The 17,462-nt window shown below is 45.0% G+C and carries 20 protein-coding genes and 6 tRNA genes; 9 read left to right on the top strand and 17 right to left on the bottom strand.

All coding sequences use genetic code 11. From position 1 onward, the window contains the following. Window positions 1-167 precede the first annotated feature (167 nt). A complete protein-coding gene (locus tag ACZ5NG_RS04615) occupies window positions 168-1,310 on the top strand; it encodes a sensor histidine kinase (protein ID WP_464252819.1) in 1,143 nt (380 codons plus the stop codon). 22 nt (window positions 1,311-1,332) lie between these two features. Continuing rightward, window positions 1,333-1,992, top strand: coding sequence for a response regulator (locus ACZ5NG_RS04610; protein WP_464252818.1), 660 nt, complete (start codon window positions 1,333-1,335; stop codon window positions 1,990-1,992). A 50-nt stretch (window positions 1,993-2,042) separates the two neighbouring features. On the opposite strand, the gene ACZ5NG_RS04605 is transcribed toward ACZ5NG_RS04610, so the two are convergent. Then, complete coding sequence (locus ACZ5NG_RS04605; protein ID WP_464252817.1) at window positions 2,043-2,501, bottom strand: hypothetical protein; 459 nt, start codon at window positions 2,499-2,501, stop codon at window positions 2,043-2,045. A 193-nt stretch (window positions 2,502-2,694) separates the two neighbouring features. Here ACZ5NG_RS04605 and ACZ5NG_RS04600 point away from each other — a divergent pair, with 193 nt between their 5' ends. Together ACZ5NG_RS04600 and ACZ5NG_RS04595 are read left to right on the top strand one after the other, a co-directional pair. Next, window positions 2,695-3,129 carry a GNAT family N-acetyltransferase gene (locus ACZ5NG_RS04600; RefSeq protein WP_464252816.1) on the top strand — a complete coding sequence of 145 codons (435 nt, stop codon included), beginning with the start codon at window positions 2,695-2,697 and terminating at the stop codon, window positions 3,127-3,129. Between the two features lie 110 nt (window positions 3,130-3,239). Continuing rightward, window positions 3,240-3,383, top strand: coding sequence for a hypothetical protein (locus ACZ5NG_RS04595; protein ID WP_464252815.1), 144 nt, complete (start codon window positions 3,240-3,242; stop codon window positions 3,381-3,383). 42 nt (window positions 3,384-3,425) lie between these two features. Here ACZ5NG_RS04595 and ACZ5NG_RS04590 read toward each other — a convergent pair whose 3' ends face one another. The 6 genes from ACZ5NG_RS04590 to ACZ5NG_RS04565 form a co-directional block, all read right to left on the bottom strand. After that, a complete protein-coding gene (locus tag ACZ5NG_RS04590; protein WP_464252814.1) occupies window positions 3,426-4,340 on the bottom strand; it encodes a methylenetetrahydrofolate reductase in 915 nt (304 codons plus the stop codon). Next, window positions 4,337-5,005: a methylenetetrahydrofolate reductase C-terminal domain-containing protein gene (locus tag ACZ5NG_RS04585; protein WP_464252813.1), complete on the bottom strand. Its 669-nt coding sequence runs from the start codon at window positions 5,003-5,005 to the stop codon at window positions 4,337-4,339. Before ACZ5NG_RS04585 ends, ACZ5NG_RS04590 begins: the two co-directional genes overlap by 4 nt. Beyond that, entirely contained in the window at window positions 5,002-5,427 is a 426-nt protein-coding gene (locus ACZ5NG_RS04580; RefSeq protein WP_464252812.1) for a hydrogenase iron-sulfur subunit, read from the bottom strand. Before ACZ5NG_RS04580 ends, ACZ5NG_RS04585 begins: the two co-directional genes overlap by 4 nt. Beyond that, complete coding sequence (locus ACZ5NG_RS04575) at window positions 5,420-8,476, bottom strand: FAD-dependent oxidoreductase (RefSeq protein ID WP_464252811.1); 3,057 nt, start codon at window positions 8,474-8,476, stop codon at window positions 5,420-5,422. Before ACZ5NG_RS04575 ends, ACZ5NG_RS04580 begins: the two co-directional genes overlap by 8 nt. A gap of 21 nt (window positions 8,477-8,497) precedes the next feature. Then, on the bottom strand, window positions 8,498-8,845 hold the full coding sequence (locus ACZ5NG_RS04570) for a 4Fe-4S dicluster domain-containing protein (protein ID WP_464252810.1): 348 nt from the start codon (window positions 8,843-8,845) through the stop codon (window positions 8,498-8,500). A gap of 72 nt (window positions 8,846-8,917) precedes the next feature. Continuing rightward, window positions 8,918-10,060, bottom strand: a complete 1,143-nt coding sequence (locus ACZ5NG_RS04565; protein ID WP_464252809.1) for an alkaline phosphatase family protein — start codon at window positions 10,058-10,060, stop codon at window positions 8,918-8,920. A gap of 183 nt (window positions 10,061-10,243) precedes the next feature. Between ACZ5NG_RS04565 and ACZ5NG_RS04560 the strand changes: the two genes are divergently transcribed. Beyond that, window positions 10,244-10,729 carry a hypothetical protein gene (locus ACZ5NG_RS04560; protein WP_464252808.1) on the top strand — a complete coding sequence of 162 codons (486 nt, stop codon included), beginning with the start codon at window positions 10,244-10,246 and terminating at the stop codon, window positions 10,727-10,729. A gap of 62 nt (window positions 10,730-10,791) precedes the next feature. Here the strand turns inward: ACZ5NG_RS04560 and ACZ5NG_RS04555 are convergent. From ACZ5NG_RS04555 to ACZ5NG_RS04545, 3 genes are all read right to left on the bottom strand, one after another. Beyond that, a tRNA-Leu gene (locus ACZ5NG_RS04555) sits at window positions 10,792-10,879 on the bottom strand. 35 nt (window positions 10,880-10,914) lie between these two features. After that, window positions 10,915-11,002 (bottom strand) — tRNA-Leu (locus ACZ5NG_RS04550). 169 nt (window positions 11,003-11,171) lie between these two features. Continuing rightward, window positions 11,172-11,327 carry a hypothetical protein gene (locus ACZ5NG_RS04545; RefSeq protein WP_464252807.1) on the bottom strand — a complete coding sequence of 52 codons (156 nt, stop codon included), beginning with the start codon at window positions 11,325-11,327 and terminating at the stop codon, window positions 11,172-11,174. 137 nt (window positions 11,328-11,464) lie between these two features. Here ACZ5NG_RS04545 and ACZ5NG_RS04540 point away from each other — a divergent pair, with 137 nt between their 5' ends. Next, window positions 11,465-11,611 carry a hypothetical protein gene (locus ACZ5NG_RS04540; RefSeq protein ID WP_464252806.1) on the top strand — a complete coding sequence of 49 codons (147 nt, stop codon included), beginning with the start codon at window positions 11,465-11,467 and terminating at the stop codon, window positions 11,609-11,611. 87 nt (window positions 11,612-11,698) lie between these two features. On the opposite strand, the gene ACZ5NG_RS04535 is transcribed toward ACZ5NG_RS04540, so the two are convergent. The 4 genes from ACZ5NG_RS04535 to ACZ5NG_RS04520 form a co-directional block, all read right to left on the bottom strand. Next, window positions 11,699-11,773, bottom strand: a tRNA-Gln gene (locus tag ACZ5NG_RS04535). Window positions 11,774-11,785: 12 nt separating this feature from the next. After that, a tRNA-Tyr gene (locus ACZ5NG_RS04530) sits at window positions 11,786-11,871 on the bottom strand. Window positions 11,872-11,877: 6 nt separating this feature from the next. Further along, window positions 11,878-11,953, bottom strand: a tRNA-Glu gene (locus ACZ5NG_RS04525). Between the two features lie 159 nt (window positions 11,954-12,112). Further along, window positions 12,113-12,189, bottom strand: a tRNA-Pro gene (locus tag ACZ5NG_RS04520). Between the two features lie 359 nt (window positions 12,190-12,548). Here ACZ5NG_RS04520 and ACZ5NG_RS04515 point away from each other — a divergent pair. Together ACZ5NG_RS04515 and htpX are read left to right on the top strand one after the other, a co-directional pair. Beyond that, on the top strand, window positions 12,549-12,872 hold the full coding sequence (locus ACZ5NG_RS04515) for a helix-turn-helix domain-containing protein (protein WP_464252805.1): 324 nt from the start codon (window positions 12,549-12,551) through the stop codon (window positions 12,870-12,872). 239 nt (window positions 12,873-13,111) lie between these two features. Beyond that, window positions 13,112-13,954 (top strand): zinc metalloprotease HtpX, encoded by an 843-nt coding sequence (gene htpX, locus ACZ5NG_RS04510; protein WP_464252804.1) that lies wholly within the window; start codon window positions 13,112-13,114, stop codon window positions 13,952-13,954. Between the two features lie 67 nt (window positions 13,955-14,021). Here htpX and hydE read toward each other — a convergent pair whose 3' ends face one another. Genes hydE through ACZ5NG_RS04495 form a run of 3 tightly spaced genes read right to left on the bottom strand, consistent with a single transcriptional unit; the run spans window position 14,022 to window position 16,598 of the window. Further along, the gene (hydE, locus tag ACZ5NG_RS04505; RefSeq protein WP_464252803.1) at window positions 14,022-15,077 is read right to left on the bottom strand and encodes a [FeFe] hydrogenase H-cluster radical SAM maturase HydE; all 1,056 of its coding nucleotides are present in this window, start codon (window positions 15,075-15,077) and stop codon (window positions 14,022-14,024) included. A gap of 27 nt (window positions 15,078-15,104) precedes the next feature. Then, window positions 15,105-16,325, bottom strand: coding sequence for a [FeFe] hydrogenase H-cluster maturation GTPase HydF (gene hydF / locus ACZ5NG_RS04500; RefSeq protein WP_464252802.1), 1,221 nt, complete (start codon window positions 16,323-16,325; stop codon window positions 15,105-15,107). Between the two features lie 12 nt (window positions 16,326-16,337). Beyond that, window positions 16,338-16,598, bottom strand: a complete 261-nt coding sequence (locus ACZ5NG_RS04495) for a TM1266 family iron-only hydrogenase system putative regulator (RefSeq protein ID WP_464252801.1) — start codon at window positions 16,596-16,598, stop codon at window positions 16,338-16,340. 413 nt (window positions 16,599-17,011) lie between these two features. Between ACZ5NG_RS04495 and ACZ5NG_RS04490 the strand changes: the two genes are divergently transcribed. Beyond that, window positions 17,012-17,434, top strand: a complete 423-nt coding sequence (locus ACZ5NG_RS04490; protein ID WP_464252800.1) for a chemotaxis protein CheW — start codon at window positions 17,012-17,014, stop codon at window positions 17,432-17,434. Window positions 17,435-17,462: the final 28 nt, after the last annotated feature.

The raw sequence follows: 17,462 nt of genomic DNA, 5'->3' as shown, positions 1-17,462 counted from the left end.
GCCAGTAAATATCTGGTTAAACATCTGTTAATATACCGTTAATAAACCGCTTGTAAAATATGGCTATGCAGGATTTTGGCAGCCGACAATAGAATAGCTAACAATATGTAAATACCCAAAGAAAAATAGCTAAAAATACGTAAATATGCAAAGGAATGAATAACATCTTGCTGATTGATAAGAGTTATTTAGATCTGGTACTGCAAAAAACAATTGAATCGGTCGAAAAAAGCCAAGAAGAAATCTATCAATTCAGCGAAAATGTCAGACAGGAATATGGGCGCCTGCAACGGGAGTTAGTTGATATAAAAGAGCAAATCAAAGCAGTAATCAAAAAAGTGGACCAACTGGAGAAAGAATTTGCCGCTGCTCGCTACAGACTGATGGAAGTAAACCGCAATTTTAACAAGTACAGCGAAGAGCAGGTTAAAGCCGTTTACGATACCGCTTATAAAAAGCAGTTGGAATTAATGGCCCTAAAAGAACAAGAAAAACTGTTGCGCTTGCAGCGCGATCATGTGGAGCGCTATTTAAAAAACCTAGAAGAAACCTTGCAGCTTTCGGCAGAACTAATCTCTAACATGAACATTGCGCTGTGCTTTATTCGCAACGATTTGGGAGAAATCCGCACCAAAATCAGTGAACTTCAGCAAATTCAAAAATTAGGTCTATCAATCATCCTTGCCCGGGAAGAAGAGCGCAAGCGCTTAGCCAGAGAAATTCACGACGGCCCGGCACAAAGCATGGCCAATATTGTTATGCGCGCGGAATTTTGCATCAAACTGCTGGAAACACAACCGAAAATGCTTAGATCGGAACTGGTTAGTTTAATTGATCTCGCAAAACAGTGTTTAAAAGACGTGCGCAAGATTATTTTTGAATTAAGGCCCATGCAGCTGGATGATTTGGGACTGGTGCCCGCATTAAAAAGGTACATCGAACAATACCAAAAGGACTGTAACATCTTAGTCGAAATGACTGTACTAGGAAAGGAACGTCGTTTTGACAGTTCTTTAGAAATAGCTCTTTTTCGCATCGTCCAAGAATGTTTAACCAATGTCAAAAAGCATGCCCAGGCAAAGCATGTAGCAATCATAGTTGAATTTTTAGAAAACAAAATCAATCTTTCGGTAAAAGATGACGGCATTGGTTTTGACTACGAGCAAGTGAGCAAAGAAAAACATAACAACGGCTATGGCTTATTAGGCATCAAAGAAAGGCTGCAGTTAATTAAAGGAGAACTTACGGTAAAGACAGCGCCGGGCAGAGGCACTGAATTAATATTCTTTGTGCCGGTCTCAGATATTTGACCTTTCAGGGAGGAGTGAGTAAATGAACCCCAACCAACGGACCGTAAAAGTACTGATCGCTGATGACCATGCCTTGCTGCGCGAAGGATTGATAAAAATACTCAGCATTGAGCCTTACATTGAAGTGGTAGGTGAGGCAAAGAACGGGGCAGAAGCAATTAAACTTGCCCGCACCGTCGATATAGACGTCATTTTAATGGACATTAACATGCCGGAAGTAAACGGCATTGAAGCCACTAAAGTCATTAAAGCGGAGCGGCCGGACATCTATATCATTGCGCTCACCATTCACGATGATGAGGATTACTTATTTGAATTAATTCGTGCCGGTATTTCCGGCTACGTATTAAAAGATGTCAACCCGGATGATTTAGTGAATACCATTTTAGGAGTAGCTGCCGGAAAATCTTTTATTCCCCCATCCTTAACAACCAAGGTTTTTGAAGAGTTTAACCGGCTGATTAAACTTAAAGAACGCCCCAATTACGGCTTAACTAACCGTGAACTGGATGTGTTAAAACAGGTGGCCCGTGGGCTTTCCAATAAAGAAATTGCCGATGTGTTGTACATAAGTGAAAAAACGGTAAAAAACCATCTCACCAGTATTTTTCAAAAATTAGGAGTTAATGACCGTACACAGGCGGCACTGTTTTCCATCAAACATAATCTGGTAGATATTTAAATCCGGAAGACATTAAAAAGTTTAAGGGTGCCCTATTGGCACCCTGGCTTTTATTGTTGACACTCCAAATACTTTTGCTTGTAATATTTAAACATTTGCCGGTAGTGTTCGCGGCACTTTTCGGCTTCATCGCCGTACAAGCCACATTGATCAAATTTTTCCTTACAGTACAGCATTTTACCGCGGTAATATAATGCATCACGTTTAACTTTTTTAGCCGGCTTTTTAGCGTTGTCTTTCTTTTTATTATCTTTTTCTTTTTCCTTTTCCGGCTCCTCTTCCTTGTAACCGCCGCAGGGAGGATACTGGCCATACTTATCTACATAATCTTGGCATGGCAACGTTTTTCTCTTTTCTTCTTTTTTGTCTTTTTTAGCCTCTTTGTCCTTTTTCGGTTCTTTCTGCTTCTGCTCTTCCTTTTCTTTTCTTTCTTTTTCCTTGAGCATTTGATGATATTGACATACTTCATTTAACATTTTCATTAGGCGGTTGTAGTTCTCTTTACGCATGGTATTCCCTCCTTCAGTTTTTTACATAATATGGGAATTACAAACCAAATGTGACAGCAATTTACTTATTTTCCATATTTTATTAGGAGAAAATACAATTTTTTAAGAAATAAATAGATGCACTTGACAGTATCCCGGGCATAAATTAATTTCTAAGTAATATACTTAGCTTAAAGAAAGAAGGTTCTTTAAAGTGCAGCGTTTGCCAATCCCTCTGTCTGTTCAGCAAAACATCTTAGATTTTTGTCAGCAAACCGTCGGCATGAAATTAGCCATTAAACCTAACATTTTATTTCCTAACAGCGTTTATATAACCGACCTTGTATACACAGACATTCATCCCGAAAAATTCATTTTAATTTTTGATTTTAGAGTGAATTATTATGGTAAAAAAGCTGCAGAAATTAAATATTTTCAAATTCCCCGGCATTTGCGTCACATTGGGCTGGCTACCAAAATTTATCTCCGGCTGGAAAGCCAACTAAAAAAACTTGGCTGCCAGGAAATATCGGTAAATGCCGTTACGGAAAAGGAAGAAATAATATCCTTTTGGGAGCATTTAAATTTTAAAAAATCCCCTTATTGTTTTTTAGAAAATGAAGTTTGCCCGATGACTAAACAGCTATAGTTTTATGGCGTTAAAAAGCGGCAGCATATTTGCTGCCGCTTTTGTTTTATATTGACAGGTTTACTTTTCTTGTTTGCTTCAAAAGATATGATAAAAAGAGGTGATAAAACATGCTGCGCAAACATGAGGAGCACTATCCGTTGGAAGGAACTACCTGGGCATATCCGCAAGCCGGCTTTTGGCTGACCCACACTCTGGGCATCTTAGGTATCGGTTACATGGGATATTTAATCGGCAAAAACATCAGAGACTAAGCCTGTATTAGGTGACAGGGAGGGTTTTCTGTCACCTGTCACCTATTCTTCTCTTTTCAGTCCTGCCCTTTCCACTATTTCCGGCACAATATCTTCCCAGGCAATAGCCATGAGATGCACGCCGGCAACACCGGGAATTGTTTTTAAATACCGGATTTGCTCAACACAAATTTTAACTCCTTCCGCCTTTTGGTCTTTGGCCTTTTCCAACCGTTTAATTAATTGCTCAGGGACAATCATCCCGGCAACATTGTTTTTAATAAACCGGGCGGTACGGGCGGATTTTAACGGCGTTACTCCGGCAATAATATGCACCTGTTTGTCCAACCCCTGTTCACGTACCATGGCCATAAACTTTTCAAAGCGATTCATGTCAAATATCGATTGCGTTTGAACAAAATCCGCCCCGGCATTGATTTTCTTTTTCAGCCTTAAAACCCTAAATTCAAAGGGATCGGCAAAGGGATTGGCCACCGCACCGATAAAATAACGCGGTTCTTGCCCCTTTATTTCGTCACCGCACTGAAACTTTTTTTCATCGCGCATTTTTCTCACTATGTCAATCAGCTGGATAGAATCCAGGTCATACACATTTTTGGCCTGGGGATGATTGCCGAATTTTTGGTGGTCGCCGGAAAGGCATAAAACGTTGCGTATTCCTAAACTGTAAGCTCCCAGCAGGTCACTTTGGATGGCAATGCGATTGCGGTCCCGGCAGGTTATTTGAATTACCGGTTCCACACCGTTGTTTAACAGGTGCACCCCGGCCGCAATGCTGGATAAGCGGGCAATAGCGGTTTGATTGTCCGTAATGTTAACGGCATCTACCCAGCCCCGTAGTATGTGGGCAAATTTTTTAATGCTTTCTGCGGAAGCATTTCGCGGCGGGCCGATTTCTGCGGTAACGGCAAATTTACCTTGGGAAAGAACCTGTTCCAGTCTGCTGCCGCTTTTCATATTTTGACATCCTCCCTTACAGCTCGGCGCAGCCCGCCGGAGCGCTCTGTAGACCAATCTTTGGGCGGGCGATATTCCAGCATTAAATCCAATCTGCCTAAGGCAGAAAGTTTTTGATAAATTAACTGCCAAGCACAGGGTATATCCGCACCTAATTCGCATTTGCCGTCTTGTGAACCGCCGCAGGGGCCGTTGAGCATGCTTTTGGCGCACCGGGCCACCGGACAGATGCCGCCGGTTAAATGCAGCATGCAGTCACCGCACAAACCACAGCGTTCCTCCCATAAACCGGGCTGAAGGGTGCCGCCGGCAAAAGAAGTGTTCAACGCCGGCACTACCCATTTATCAGCATACCGCTCCGCTAAAAACTGCACACCCACGCCGCAGCCTAATGAGACCAGCACTTCTGCCTCTGATGCTTGCGCGGCAATTGCCTCGATAAATTCCGGTTCACATTGTCTGGTCACGGTAGTAACGAAGGTTTCCAGCCGACCGCCGTTTTTTTTGCGCCAAATGCGCAGCTCAGCCGCCAGCATTTCCGCCTCGGTTTCTCCGCCGGCTAAACAAACGCTGGTGCAGCCGCCACACCCAACAATCAGTACTTTGTTAAATTCCTGAATAAAAGAAGCTACTTCGGCAATTGGTTTCGGCTGTGCTACAATCATCGCTGCACCTCCTTAATCGGGCTAGGTCCTAACTTTTTAATCCTTTCGGTAAATTCATTGGCGATTTCGGCAAACCAATTGCCCTGCGCACCGCTTAAGTTGTACATCGCCAACCGTTCCGGTTCAATTCCTAATGCGGCCAGCTTTTTTTGCAAATACTCCACCCGTTTGCGGGCATAAATGTTTCCTTTGAGAAAGTGGCAGTCACCTTCCATGCAGCCGGCTACATAAACACCGTCCGCTCCGGCTTCAAAAGCCTGCAAAATTACCAGCGGGTCTACCCGTCCGGAACAAGGCACTTCCACAACCCGCACTTCCGGAGCATATTGTAAGCGCATTGAGCCGGCTGTATCTGCAGCGGCATAGGCACAGTAATAACAGCAAAAAGCTACAATTTTTGGGGTAAATTCGGAATTATTCACGGCCGGCCCCTCCTTTACTCAGCATCCCTTTTATTTTTACAGTTAACTGTTCCGTACGGTAATGCTCCAATTCAATGGCACGGTTTGGACAAGCACTGGCACAAATACCGCAACCTTGGCACTGTAGCGCACTGATTTCCGCCCGCTCATCAATTAAGCGGGGAACGCCAAAGGGGCATACGCGCACACAAGTCAAGCAAGCCGCACATTTTTCCGGGTTAACTTTAGCCACCACCCCGCCGGCCAGCAAGTACTCTTTAGACAGCACAGTAGCTGCCCGCGCTGCCGCCCCTTGGGCTTGGGCTATGGCTTCACAGATATTTTGGGGCGAGTGAGCGCCGCCGCATATAAATACACCGGCGGTAGAAGTATCCAGCGGGGCCAGCTTAACGTGGGCTTCCATAAAAAAGCGGTCTTCATTAAAGGGCAGTTTTAACAGTCCGGCTAACTTTTCCACCCCGGCGGCGGGTTCAGCGGCTCCGGCCAAAACAACCAAGTCAACCGTTAAGTTTAAATTCTGACTACTCAAGGGGTCATAAATGTCCACGGTTAAACAGCCGCCGTTTTCGTTTATTACCGGCTGCCGCTCCAAGGCATAGTTAATAAAAATTACACCGGCCTTGCGGGCTAAAAAGTAATCCCGCTCACTAAAGCCATAAGTGCGCATATCCCGGTAGAGTACATAAACATCGGTATCCGGCTTGCACTTTTTCAACAGGTATGCCTGGCGCACCGACTGCCGACAGCAGGTTCGGCTACAGTATTCCCTGCCCGGCCGACGGGAGTCGGCACAAAGAATAAAGGCCACCCCTTTCACACCGGTTAAAGGGCGTTCACTCAGCCGTTTTTCCATATCCAGCAGCGTGATTACCCGCTCATCCCTGCCGTATAAAAATCCCTTTATCGCTGCCGGCCGGGTTCCGGTAGCCACAATTACCACCCCATGCTTTAGCTTCAGTTCAGTATCCGCTACCCGCACAACCGAGACAAATTCACCTACCCGACCGCTTATGTCTACAAGCTCGGCATCTTGATAAACAGTAATGTTAGGATGCTCTTTTACCGCGGACACTTTTTGAGCCAGCAGTTCTTGGGGGGCGATTTCCTTTTGCGGCAAAAACAAATGCCGCAACATACCGCCCAGTTCTTTTTCCCGTTCGAGCAAATACACGCCATATCCTTGATTAGCCAGCGTTAACGCAGCGGTTAAACCGGCAATGCCGCCGCCTACCACCAGCGCTCTTGGCACAACCTTAGCCTTACTTAAGTGCAGGGGAAGGTTAGCGGCTGCTTTAGCCGCCGCCATTGCCGTTAAGTCTTTGGCCTTAGCGGTAGCTGCCGCCGGCCGGTCGCGGTGGACCCAAGAACATTGATCACGAATGTTGGCCATTTCCAAGTAATATTGGTTTAAACCCGCTTCTTGTAAAGTTTGACGAAACAAGGATTGGTGGGTACGAATGGAACAGGCGGCTACCACCACCCGATTTAATTGCTTTTCAGCAATCTGCTGTTTAATTTTTTGCTGCGACTCTTGAGAACAGGTGTAGGTAAACTCTTGCGCATGCACCACATTGGGCAGGGCAGCGGCATAATCAACCACTGCCGGCACGTCCACCACCCCGGCTATGTTTGTACCGCAACGACAAACAAATACCCCTACCCGAGGCGGCTGATCACCGCTAGCTGTTTCTTCCGAATATTTTGCCGGCTGCACAAGCCGGCCGCGGGCAGCAGCTAACAGCTCGGCGGCAGCGGCGGCAGCGGCACTGCCGTTTACCACCGTTTCGGGTATATCCCGCGGGCCAAGAAATCCGCCGGCGGCAAAAACCCCCGTTCTTGTAGTTTTAACCGGATTTTCCCTATCAACTAAGGCAAAGCCGTAGCGATTCAACTGAATACCGGCGGCCTGGGCAAGCCGGCGCGCCGTTTCCGGCGGCCTGACACCCACCCCCAATACCACCATATCAAACTCTTCAACAACTACTTTTTTGCCGTCAAAATAGTTTAGCTTTAAATTGCCGCTGGCCTCATCCTGCTGCACCGCTGAAACCAGCGAGCGCTGCATTACAATGCCTAAATTTCGTGCCTGCTTTACGTAACGATCAAAGTTTTTGCCATATGCGCGCATATCTAAATAAAAAATTTTCCCTTGCATTTCCGGATGATATTCCTTGGCAATTAACGCCTCTTTAACCGCAGCCATACAGCAAACGGCCGAGCAGTACTCAATGCCTTGCTCCGGCCGGCAATCCCGGGAGCCAACGCATTGAATAAAAGCCAATCTTTTGGGAACGGTGTGATCCGATGGGCGCAATACCCGGCCGCCGCTGGGGCCGGAAGGCGATAAAATGCGCTCAAACTGAATGTTGGTAACAACATTTGGGTAACTGCCCCAACCGTATTGCGCCAACCTGCTGACATCAAAAGTTTCAAACCCGGGGGCCAAAATCACCGCTCCCACGGAAATTTCTAAAATTTCCGGCTGCTGATTATGATCAATGGCCTGCGCATTGCAGGCGCGCACACATTTCATACATTTAATACAGTGTTCAATGTCAATGGCATATTTGTTGGGCACCGCCTGCGGAAACTGTTTATAAACCGCTTTGCGCTTATTTAAACCGTCGTTAAACTCATTTAAAACCTGTACCGGACAAACCTCGGCACACTGCCCACAGCCGGTACAGCGACTTTCGTCAACAAAACGCGGTTGACGATTGACAAGGGCAGTAAAATTTCCGGCTTCTCCCTTTAGCTCTAACAGTTCGGCCCTGGTAAGCAGTTTAATGTTGGCATGGCTTGAACTGCCCGTCATTTTCGGACCCAACAGACACATTGAGCATTCGTTGGTGGGAAAAGTTTTATCCAGCCGGGCCATCCGCCCGCCCAAGGATTCATCACGGGTAATTAAATAAACGGCAAACCCGCCTTCCGCTAAATCTGCCGCCGCTTGCATACCGGCAATGCCGCCGCCAACCACCAACACCGCTCCCACTGTTTCTTGGGCGATATTTAATTGCTTCGTGTTAACACCGGCAACTTTACTCAATAATATCAACCTTTCCTTTAATTATAAAGTCCTGTTGTTTTTGGCCAGCATCTGCTCATATTTTGGCAGCTTTGGCGTCTCTATCCCCAAGGCAGCGGCTTTTTCTCTCAGCCAACTTTTAACCAATGAAGTATCTATATCATTTGGACACCGCTTTTGACAGGTTTTGCAAAATACACAAAGCCAAATGGCATTACTTTTTAACAGCTTTTCCAATTGACCTAAGTTAACTAACCTAATTACTTCATGGGCTTTTAAGTCAGCAGCAAAGGATACCGGACACCCGGCAGTGCATTTCATACAGCCGTAACAACAACCGGTTAACTGGCAGGTATCATCCGCCACTTGTCGTGATAGTTTTACAGCCACCACTGACTCCCCCCATTACTTTTGGACTAATTAATATATTATAACAGCAAAAAAAGCCGAAGTTAACTCCGGCTAGAACATCAAAAACCTTTTCTTTAATAATTTATATTCGATAAAATAGCCAATCAGCATTACAACAAAGATGATGATTCCTAGCTGCTTGAGCAAAGTAATTTCATTAGACAGCTGTTTAATTTTTTCATCCCTCTCCGCTATTTGTTGTTGCACGGCCTTTTTTTCTTCTGTAATTTTTTCTTGCTGCTGCTTAACATTTGACTTTTCCTCTTCTAACCGATGCATCTCATCGAGGGCCGTGGCATAGGCAGTGCTTAAATCGGCCACTCTTTGGGCTAACAGATAACTTTCACTGCGATCCGCACGGGGTTTAATCGCATTATACAGTACCATTCCGTCACACTGCTTCATTTGCTGTCCCATCAGATAAGCAATGGTAGGAGCAATGTCCGTTAAATTAGCCGGCGGTAGCACCGCACCTACTTTTAACTGCGGACCTTTCATAATCAGCGGCGGCTGACCGTATGTTCCGGTAATGACAATTAAGCTTTGCTCATATAAATCTTTAGTGTGCAAGTGATGCAGCAGCCGGCCAATTTGATTATCGGTAGCGGTAACCTGACTGCGGTATTCGCTGCTGTCTACCCCGTACTTTTCCGCAACCCTTCTTAATTCAGGCAGAATAACCACATTAAAGTAGGTGTTAAATTCTTCTGTTTCTCTGAGCACATTGTCAATTACCAAGCTGTCTTTGCCGTTAAAGGGCCCGTTACAGGCATGGACAACCCCCTCTTTAAACGCCGCCATTTTCTCCGTTCCGTCAAATAATGAGCTTTTGATGCCACTGTCCTGCAACAGTTTCAAAATGCCGGGATTACTTAGTGCAGCTGTGCGGTTAGAAAGGGAACCGGTAAGGATACCGGCAATGACGTTATAAGTGTCGTCAGGGTATACTGAAGTAACACGCTCCACAGTTAAACCGGCAGAACCCACTCCTTTGATGTTGGGTGCTTGCACTTTTTTTAATATATCCGCCTGCAAACCGTCGACAATAATGAAGTAAATTACTTTAGTGGCTTTTTCTTGTTCCTCGCCGCTTGCGGAATTTTCTTGCGGTTCAGCACAGGCAGGAAAGGCAAGTGCTACAGATATTATCAACGTCACCAGCAGCTTAACAAAGGGCCCTTGCATGCGTGCCATGAATAAACTACCCCCCGGATAATGGTTCTATTTAAATATATGGAGAGTTGTCCTCATTATGAGTAATTGTTTCCACATTTTTCCGAAAAGCTTGCTACACATTATGACAAAATATCGTAATAAAAAATAAAGGAAAATTTATCCAATTTGTGGAATGTTACTCTGTTTAAGGAGGGAAGCAGTATGATCTTAGCCTTGGATGAGCTGCTAAAAAAGGCTAAATGTTTACGTACCTTGCTATTAGAGATCAGGGACAGTTTTCCGGATGAAAGCGACTTTGACCGCTCACTGGTTTTAGTTTGCATGGGCAAAGGCGGGTTTTTATCCTTACAGAGCCTGCCAAACCGGGTGACGATGAATTTAATTTGTCAAAGCAGCGAGCTGTTTGAAGAAATACTCCCCTGTATTGATCAGCAATTTTTATATCAGTGCATGGATGAAGGCACCAAAGCGGAAATGATGCAGTGCGTCAATACCATTCGCCATGTTAACATTGCCAAGAAAGTACGGGATGAATATTACTTTAAAGCTTTAACCATTATGTATCAGGTATTATATGAAATAGTTGCCCCGCAGGAAAATTTATGGGAGGAGTTTATCTACCGCTTGGTTGCTCATTGGAATGAAAACTATAAAAATTTTGTTGAGGAAATAAAAAATACATATTAAAAACTCTCTTAAGCCACACAAAAAAGGGCTGAAGTACCGGCAAAGTACTTCAGCCCTTAATTTGGTGCGGTGAAGAGGACTTGAACCTCCACGGGCGCAATGCCCACTAGAACCTGAATCTAGCGCGTCTGCCAATTCCGCCACCACCGCATGACTTTAGATGACGATTATATATTTAATTTATTTGGTGCGGTGAAGAGGACTTGAACCTCCACGGGCGTAATGCCCACTAGAACCTGAATCTAGCGCGTCTGCCAATTCCGCCACCACCGCACTATTAGCCAATGACAAAGATTATGTTAACACAGCAGGATTTTATTGTCAATAATAATTTAAATTAACCTGTATTGGTCATCAGCAAATGTTATTATATCATAACGATTTGTATCAAACAATAACATTTTTATTGCAAGCCTACCAGGCCTGTCCATTAACGATTACCTCAGCAGCCCCCGCCTTTTATCATCAGCAGGATTAAAGAAATTATCCCCACACCGACCAAAATATTACTCAATGTGGGACTTTCATTCAACAACATACCGGCAGCAAGAAACAGCAGTGCTATCGCCAGTAATATCAATCTGCTTTTCCCGGACATGTTACCCTCCCAGAAACTTGTTTAGAAAATTATATCAAATCATAAACAAAATACCAATGTTAATTTGGTGATTATATTATTGCACGCCTTAATACAAACTAAAAATATCACTTAAATTAATAAGGAGGTTTTGTTTGATGGCCAAACGAATACGCGGCATACTTAAAAATCCCGGCAGATTAGGAGCGGCTAATTACGGTTATCGCAATCCTTGGGACACCGGCAGGGCAGCCTACAAAAAACGCATGCAAAGGGTAACCGGAATTAACCGTCCCAGCGAATAAAATTTAAAAAACGGCTTTGCCCATCAACCATACTTAGTGTAACGCTAAACAAAAACCCTCAAAGCATGGCTTTGAGGGTTTTTAAGGTGGCTGGGGTGGCAGGATTCGAACCTACGAATGGCGGTTCCAAAGACCGCTGCCTTACCACTTGGCTACACCCCAAAAAGTAATTTATGGTGGAGGAGGTAGGATTCGAACCTACGAAGGCATCCGCCGGCAGATTTACAGTCTGCTCCCTTTGGCCACTCGGGCACTCCTCCGTTTTATGGTGACCCCTACGGGATTCGAACCCGTGTTACCGCCGTGAAAGGGCGGTGTCTTAGACCACTTGACCAAGGGGCCACTTAAAATACTTATCAGCGTGACGTTTGGTATTTTACCAAAAATCAATGTTTGGTGTCAAGGGCATTTCATATTTTGCCTGGGTCATATAATCAAAAGCAAGACAAAAAATAAAAGATGCAATACAAAAATTATTACTTTTGCGCATCTTTTTTAAAATGGTCGGGATTGAGGGATTTGAACCCCCGGCCTCCTGCTCCCAAGGCAGGCGCGCTACCAAACTGCGCTAAATCCCGAAACGCAAGTTTTATTGTATCAGAAAGTTTACAATAACGCAAGCCCCTTTTTACAAAATCTGAATGGTAAAAAAAAGTCCAGCATAAAGCTGGACGGGGAGAGATAGAACTCACCAAAGCGGAGTATCAATAATTTACACCGCAATTCCTATTAATATACATAAAATTATAAAAAAAACTGCTGTGGTATGAAAAGGAAACCCGGCTTTAGTATTCTGCAGAATTATACATTTTTCGACATATTTTTCGACCTATTTTCAGTTTGACACAAAGCCTTCTATCTTCTATAATCTAGGCAGAATTTATATAGAGTATTATTAATGTTAATGTGGGTAGGTTTTAAATAAGGAGTGAATCTATTGCCTCTTTACGACAGCTCAAAAATCGGCTTAAATATCCGCAAAGCAAGGATGCATAAATCAGCCCAAGTTGGGTTTGGTTATACGCGCAAAATGTTAGCAGATGCCATGGAAGAAACAGCCCATGTTATATCGGTATTGGAATCCGGTAAGTATTATCCCGATTTTGAGCATATTAAAAAAATTGCTGACATTTGTGATGTGACAATAAAGTTTTTAATCGGCGAGGATATTCAAAGCCAAGAAGAATACATTCAAGCAGTGCGCAATGCCGCTAAAGATTCATCTCCACACTACTCACCAAACTGCACAAGCCTATACTGAACATAGAATAACCGCTCTGGTTCAGAGCGGTTCAATTGTATCTTTTTATTATAATTTCTATTTACCGGCTGATAATTTTTAGATATAATACAATGATATAGCAACCACTATTTTCAATCAGAAGCACTCAATGTAAAAATTCATCTGAGGCATTTGGACATATTATTAACTATGAAGCGTAATATTTAATATAATTTGAGATTTGTTGAAAATTATTTTTAAGGGGGGGATAAACTGCCATGAATAATCTCAAAGCATTTGCGTTAATGGCTGCCTTAACCGTCATTTTAGTGCTACTTGGTAACGCCATTTACGGACAAGCAGGTGCGTTGATTTTCTTTTTGATATCTCTGGGCTTAAACTTCTTTAGTTACTATAAGAGCGATAAGATAGCTATTAAAATGACCCGTTCTCAACCGATTTCCGAACAGCAAGCTCCGGAGCTGTACGCTATTGTCCGCCGCTTAGCAAAGCGCGCCGGCTTACCGATGCCAAGGTTGTATCTCACACCTTCACAGCAGCCCAACGCCTTTGCTACCGGCCGCAACCCGGAAAACGCTGCCGTTGCGGTTACGGAGGGTTTAATCCGGATGATGAATCGCGAAGAGCTGGAAGGGGTGCTGGCCCATGAGCTGGCCCACATAAAAAACCGCGACATTCTGGTAAGCACCATTGCCGCCAGCATGGCCGGTGCAATCACCATGATTGCTAACATGCTGCAGTGGACGGCAATATTTGGCGGTTTTGGCGGCGATGACGAGGAAGGCGGCATGAGCGGTGCCGCTGCCTTGGTAATGGCCATCTTGGCCCCATTGGCTGCTACCATCATCCAGTTTGCCATCTCCCGGTCCCGGGAATACGGTGCCGATGCCACCGGAGCAAAAATTGCCGGCAGTCCACGGGGTTTAGCCAATGCTTTAATGAAATTAGAGCAGGCAGCCAAAAACATACCTATGCAGGTAAACCCGGCTGCATCACACTTGTTTATCGTTAATCCGCTTTCCGGCGCATCATTGGCCAGACTGTTCAGCACTCACCCCACAACCCAAGAGCGGGTTGCCCGTTTAAAGCAAATGATGTAGCAAATAAATAAAAAACAGGGGCTCGACCGGTAATGGTTGGGCCCCTGTTTTGTCATATCCGGCTGCTTTAATTTTGAAAAGCTTCTTTCGGTGAATCCCCGCGCCCCACTGCTACTGTTCTGCCGGCTTCGTTAATTAGCTGCACAATCCGCCGCAAAGATTGTTCCGGGGTATCGGTTAAACCCTGTTTGTTGGGATAAATTTGATAAAGCTGACGATATTCAAGGGGTGTTACATTCGGCATAATTACGTTGGCACCACAGCTCAGTGCCATTTTTCTGCCCTCCGGATGCAGCGTCCCGGCAGCGGTGGTAGCCGGCAAATGCGCAAAGGGGAGCAGCAAGCGAGTTACCGCTAAAGTTTTTAACGTAAGCATTAAATCCCCCGCCGGGTAATTTGCTAAAGGCGTTTGTTCGTGCGGAATAAACGGACCGATACCGGCCATTTCTACATCCAGCTCTTTTAACAGTAAAATATCTTCCGCCAATGTTTCCACTGATTGCCCCGGCAAGCCGACCATGTTACCGGAGCCAACCTGATAGCCGATTTCCCGCAACCGGTTTAAGCACTGCAAACGCCTTTCAAAATCCGTACCCGGACGCAAACGTGCAAACAATTCGCGGTCGGCCGTTTCGTGCTTAAGCAGAAAACGATCCGCTCCGGCATCATACAAGCGTTGGTATTCCCCTTTCGTGCGCTCACCAATGCTCAAGGTGATCGCCACGTTTTTTATGCTTTTGATTTCTGATACCATCGTACATAAAATATCGACATCATATTGGGGGTCTTCACCGGACTGCAGCACGATAGTGTTAAATCCTAAGGATATCGCATGGGCGGCGGCACTCACCACTTGCGAAACGGTCATCCGGTAACGGGCGATATTTTTGTTGCTGCGCCGTAAACCGCAGTAATGGCAGTCATTGCGACAGTAGTTTGAAAACTCGATGATCCCCCTTAAGTGCACGGCATTTCCATGATAATGCTCGCGAACTTTATCCGCCAAGGCAAACAGTTGTTGCTGCTGCTCTCCCGGCTTGGCGTTTAAAAGAACAGCTATTTCTTCTTTAGACAGCTGCCGCTCAGAAGCCGCTTTTTCTAAAACTGCTTGAAACTTTCCCATTCCCTGCCTCCTTATTATCCGTAAGCTTTAGTCCAGCATGGCCTTTAAATCGGGGAACGGTGACAGCGCCCGGGGCAAAATGCCGTGCAGATAAGCAATAGCCACGCCGTAATTGACTATTGGCACGCCGGCATTTTGTACCTGCATAATGCGGGAAAGCATTGCCCGCCGGTTAATCATACACGCGCCGCAGTGCAGGACAAGTTTATACTCGGCTAAGTTTTTGGGAAACTGATTGCCGCTGACATGATCGTAATGCAGTTCTCCGCCAACAAACTTATTCAGCCAGTTGGGGATTTTCACCGTGCCGATATCGTCTTCCACCCGGTGGTGGGTACAGGCTTCAGCAATTAACACTTTATCTCCCGGTTTTAAATCTTTAATCGCTTTTGCCCCTGCTACCAGCGTTTCTAAATCTCCCTTATAACGGGCAAAAAGAATGGAAAATGAGGTAAGGGCTAAATCCAAAGGAAGCTCGGCATTAACTTTGCCAAAAACCTGAGAATCGGTCACTACCAATTTAGGTTTGGCATTTAGCTTAGTCAAGGTATCTTTTAGCTCTGTCTCTTTCGCTACCACTGCCACCCCATTGTGATCTAAAATATCACGTATGGTTTGTACCTGGGGCAAAATCAACCTGCCTTTAGGAGCAGCGCGGTCAATTGGCGTCACCAGCACCACTACATCTTTAGGTGCAAGCAAGTCGCCGATAATCACTTGATCGTCTATCGCCCGGGAAGCGTTTTTGATAATACTCATTTTTAGCTCGTTGATGCCCTGTTTTGTCACCGCACTGACTGCCACTGCCGGTGAATCCAACCGCCTTTGATAGCCTTGCAATTCCTCCGCTGTCACAGTATGAAGATCCGCTTTGTTAATTACCGCAATCAGCGGGATGTTTTGTTGCCTGCACTCGGCCGCCAAATCAGTTTCATATTGCGTTAAGCCTTCTAAAGCATCTATTACCAATAACACCAGGTCGGTCTTTTTTAACACTTCTTTTGATTTTTCCACCCGCAACTGTCCCAATGGGCCCACATCATCTATCCCGGCAGTGTCAGTAATCATTACCGGGCCTATGGGCGGAATTTCCATCGCCTTATGTACCGGATCGGCCGTTGTACCGGCTACTTCCGAAACAATGGCAATATCTTGATTGGTTAACGCATTAATTAAACTGGATTTTCCGGCGTTGCGGCGACCGAATATGGCAATGTGCAGCCGGTTACCTTTAGGTGTATCCAGCATGGTTATATCCCCCTAATCAGAGTTAATCACTTTACTGCTTAATGCCGATTTTACTTGTACTCCTTTAATGCCGCCAAGCTGACCGGTTAAGGAACCCAGCTGATCTGTTGTCCCTTCTACAATTAAGGCAATGACGCTGAGATCCCGGGAGTGATGCGGTATACCCATCCGTCCTACGATGATGTCGCTGTGTGCACTCAAAATTGAGTTGATTTGGGCCGCTTTGCTGCGATCTTCAATCACAATTCCCACAACACCAATGCGTTTTCCCATTACATTCACTCCTTAAAAGTAATAAAAACAAAAAACGCCCGTTCCCCGTTAGGAAACAGGCGCACTTATGGCAGGTTAAAAACGCTCATGATGCACCCCTTGGCTTTCGGACTTATACCTTTCCCGCAGGGAACAATCTACATTGTCAACCCTTTGTCGCAGGTATCCCCTTAGACATTAGGTTGTTAGTGCCATTATAACCTCCGCCCGGTGGTTAGTCAACATTAAGCGGCTGAAAAAGGTCGGTATTTAAAATATTTTGGATTTTTGTTTACATTTTATTAAATCTACTTGCCCGCTGCCCGCGTAAATAAATAGCCGTTGGTATATTTTAGCACCGATAAAGGATTAATTATTGCTGTGTCGAATAATAGTTAAATATCTCGCTGGATATGTAAAAAAGGAGGTACGCTATGGCCGCAGTTAGTGAAGAACAACTCGTAGTTTTTCAATTGGCTGATCAAATCTATGCGCTGCCAATTCAAGAAACCCAGGAAATTATTCTGATGACCGAAGTAACCCGCATTCCCAACGCCAGTTACTACTTAGAAGGGATTATCAACTTGCGGGGGACAATTTTACCGGTCATTAACTTAAACCGGCGTTTAGGTCTGGCAGAGAAAGAAATTGATGAAGATACCCGCATTATTGTTGTTGAAAAAAACGGCAGCAAAGTTGGCATGATTGTGGATGCCGTACTGGAAGTCGGTCGTTATTCAGAATCAGAACTGGAACCACCAAGCAACATTGCCGGCAATGACAGTTACCTAAGGGGTGTGGTTAAAAAAGGTGACCAACTATGGCTGCTGCTTGATTTAGAAAGAGTGTTGCAGTAAACGGCAAAATTAAAATCCTGGCTAAAAA

Source organism: Desulfovectis peckii, assembly GCF_055391705.1.
This window is presented reverse-complemented; position numbering and strand designations above follow the sequence as displayed.

Bases quoted from the DNA above. Each gene is read 5' to 3' on its own strand.
- ACZ5NG_RS04590 (WP_464252814.1), bottom strand. From the start codon at position 4,340: ATGAAAAGCGGCAGCAGACTGGAACAGGTTCTTTCCCAAGGTAAATTT.
- ACZ5NG_RS04610 (WP_464252818.1), top strand. From the start codon at position 1,333: ATGAACCCCAACCAACGGACCGTAAAAGTACTGATCGCTGATGACCAT.
- ACZ5NG_RS04540 (WP_464252806.1), top strand. From the start codon at position 11,465: ATGGCCAAACGAATACGCGGCATACTTAAAAATCCCGGCAGATTAGGA.
- ACZ5NG_RS04545 (WP_464252807.1), bottom strand. From the start codon at position 11,327: ATGTCCGGGAAAAGCAGATTGATATTACTGGCGATAGCACTGCTGTTT.
- ACZ5NG_RS04560 (WP_464252808.1), top strand. From the start codon at position 10,244: ATGATCTTAGCCTTGGATGAGCTGCTAAAAAAGGCTAAATGTTTACGT.
- ACZ5NG_RS04490 (WP_464252800.1), top strand. From the start codon at position 17,012: ATGGCCGCAGTTAGTGAAGAACAACTCGTAGTTTTTCAATTGGCTGAT.
- ACZ5NG_RS04605 (WP_464252817.1), bottom strand. From the start codon at position 2,501: ATGCGTAAAGAGAACTACAACCGCCTAATGAAAATGTTAAATGAAGTA.
- hydF (WP_464252802.1), bottom strand. From the start codon at position 16,325: ATGCTGGATACACCTAAAGGTAACCGGCTGCACATTGCCATATTCGGT.
- htpX (WP_464252804.1), top strand. From the start codon at position 13,112: ATGAATAATCTCAAAGCATTTGCGTTAATGGCTGCCTTAACCGTCATT.
- hydE (WP_464252803.1), bottom strand. From the start codon at position 15,077: ATGGGAAAGTTTCAAGCAGTTTTAGAAAAAGCGGCTTCTGAGCGGCAG.
- ACZ5NG_RS04585 (WP_464252813.1), bottom strand. From the start codon at position 5,005: ATGATTGTAGCACAGCCGAAACCAATTGCCGAAGTAGCTTCTTTTATT.
- ACZ5NG_RS04495 (WP_464252801.1), bottom strand. From the start codon at position 16,598: ATGGGAAAACGCATTGGTGTTGTGGGAATTGTGATTGAAGATCGCAGC.
- ACZ5NG_RS04595 (WP_464252815.1), top strand. From the start codon at position 3,240: ATGCTGCGCAAACATGAGGAGCACTATCCGTTGGAAGGAACTACCTGG.
- ACZ5NG_RS04565 (WP_464252809.1), bottom strand. From the start codon at position 10,060: ATGGCACGCATGCAAGGGCCCTTTGTTAAGCTGCTGGTGACGTTGATA.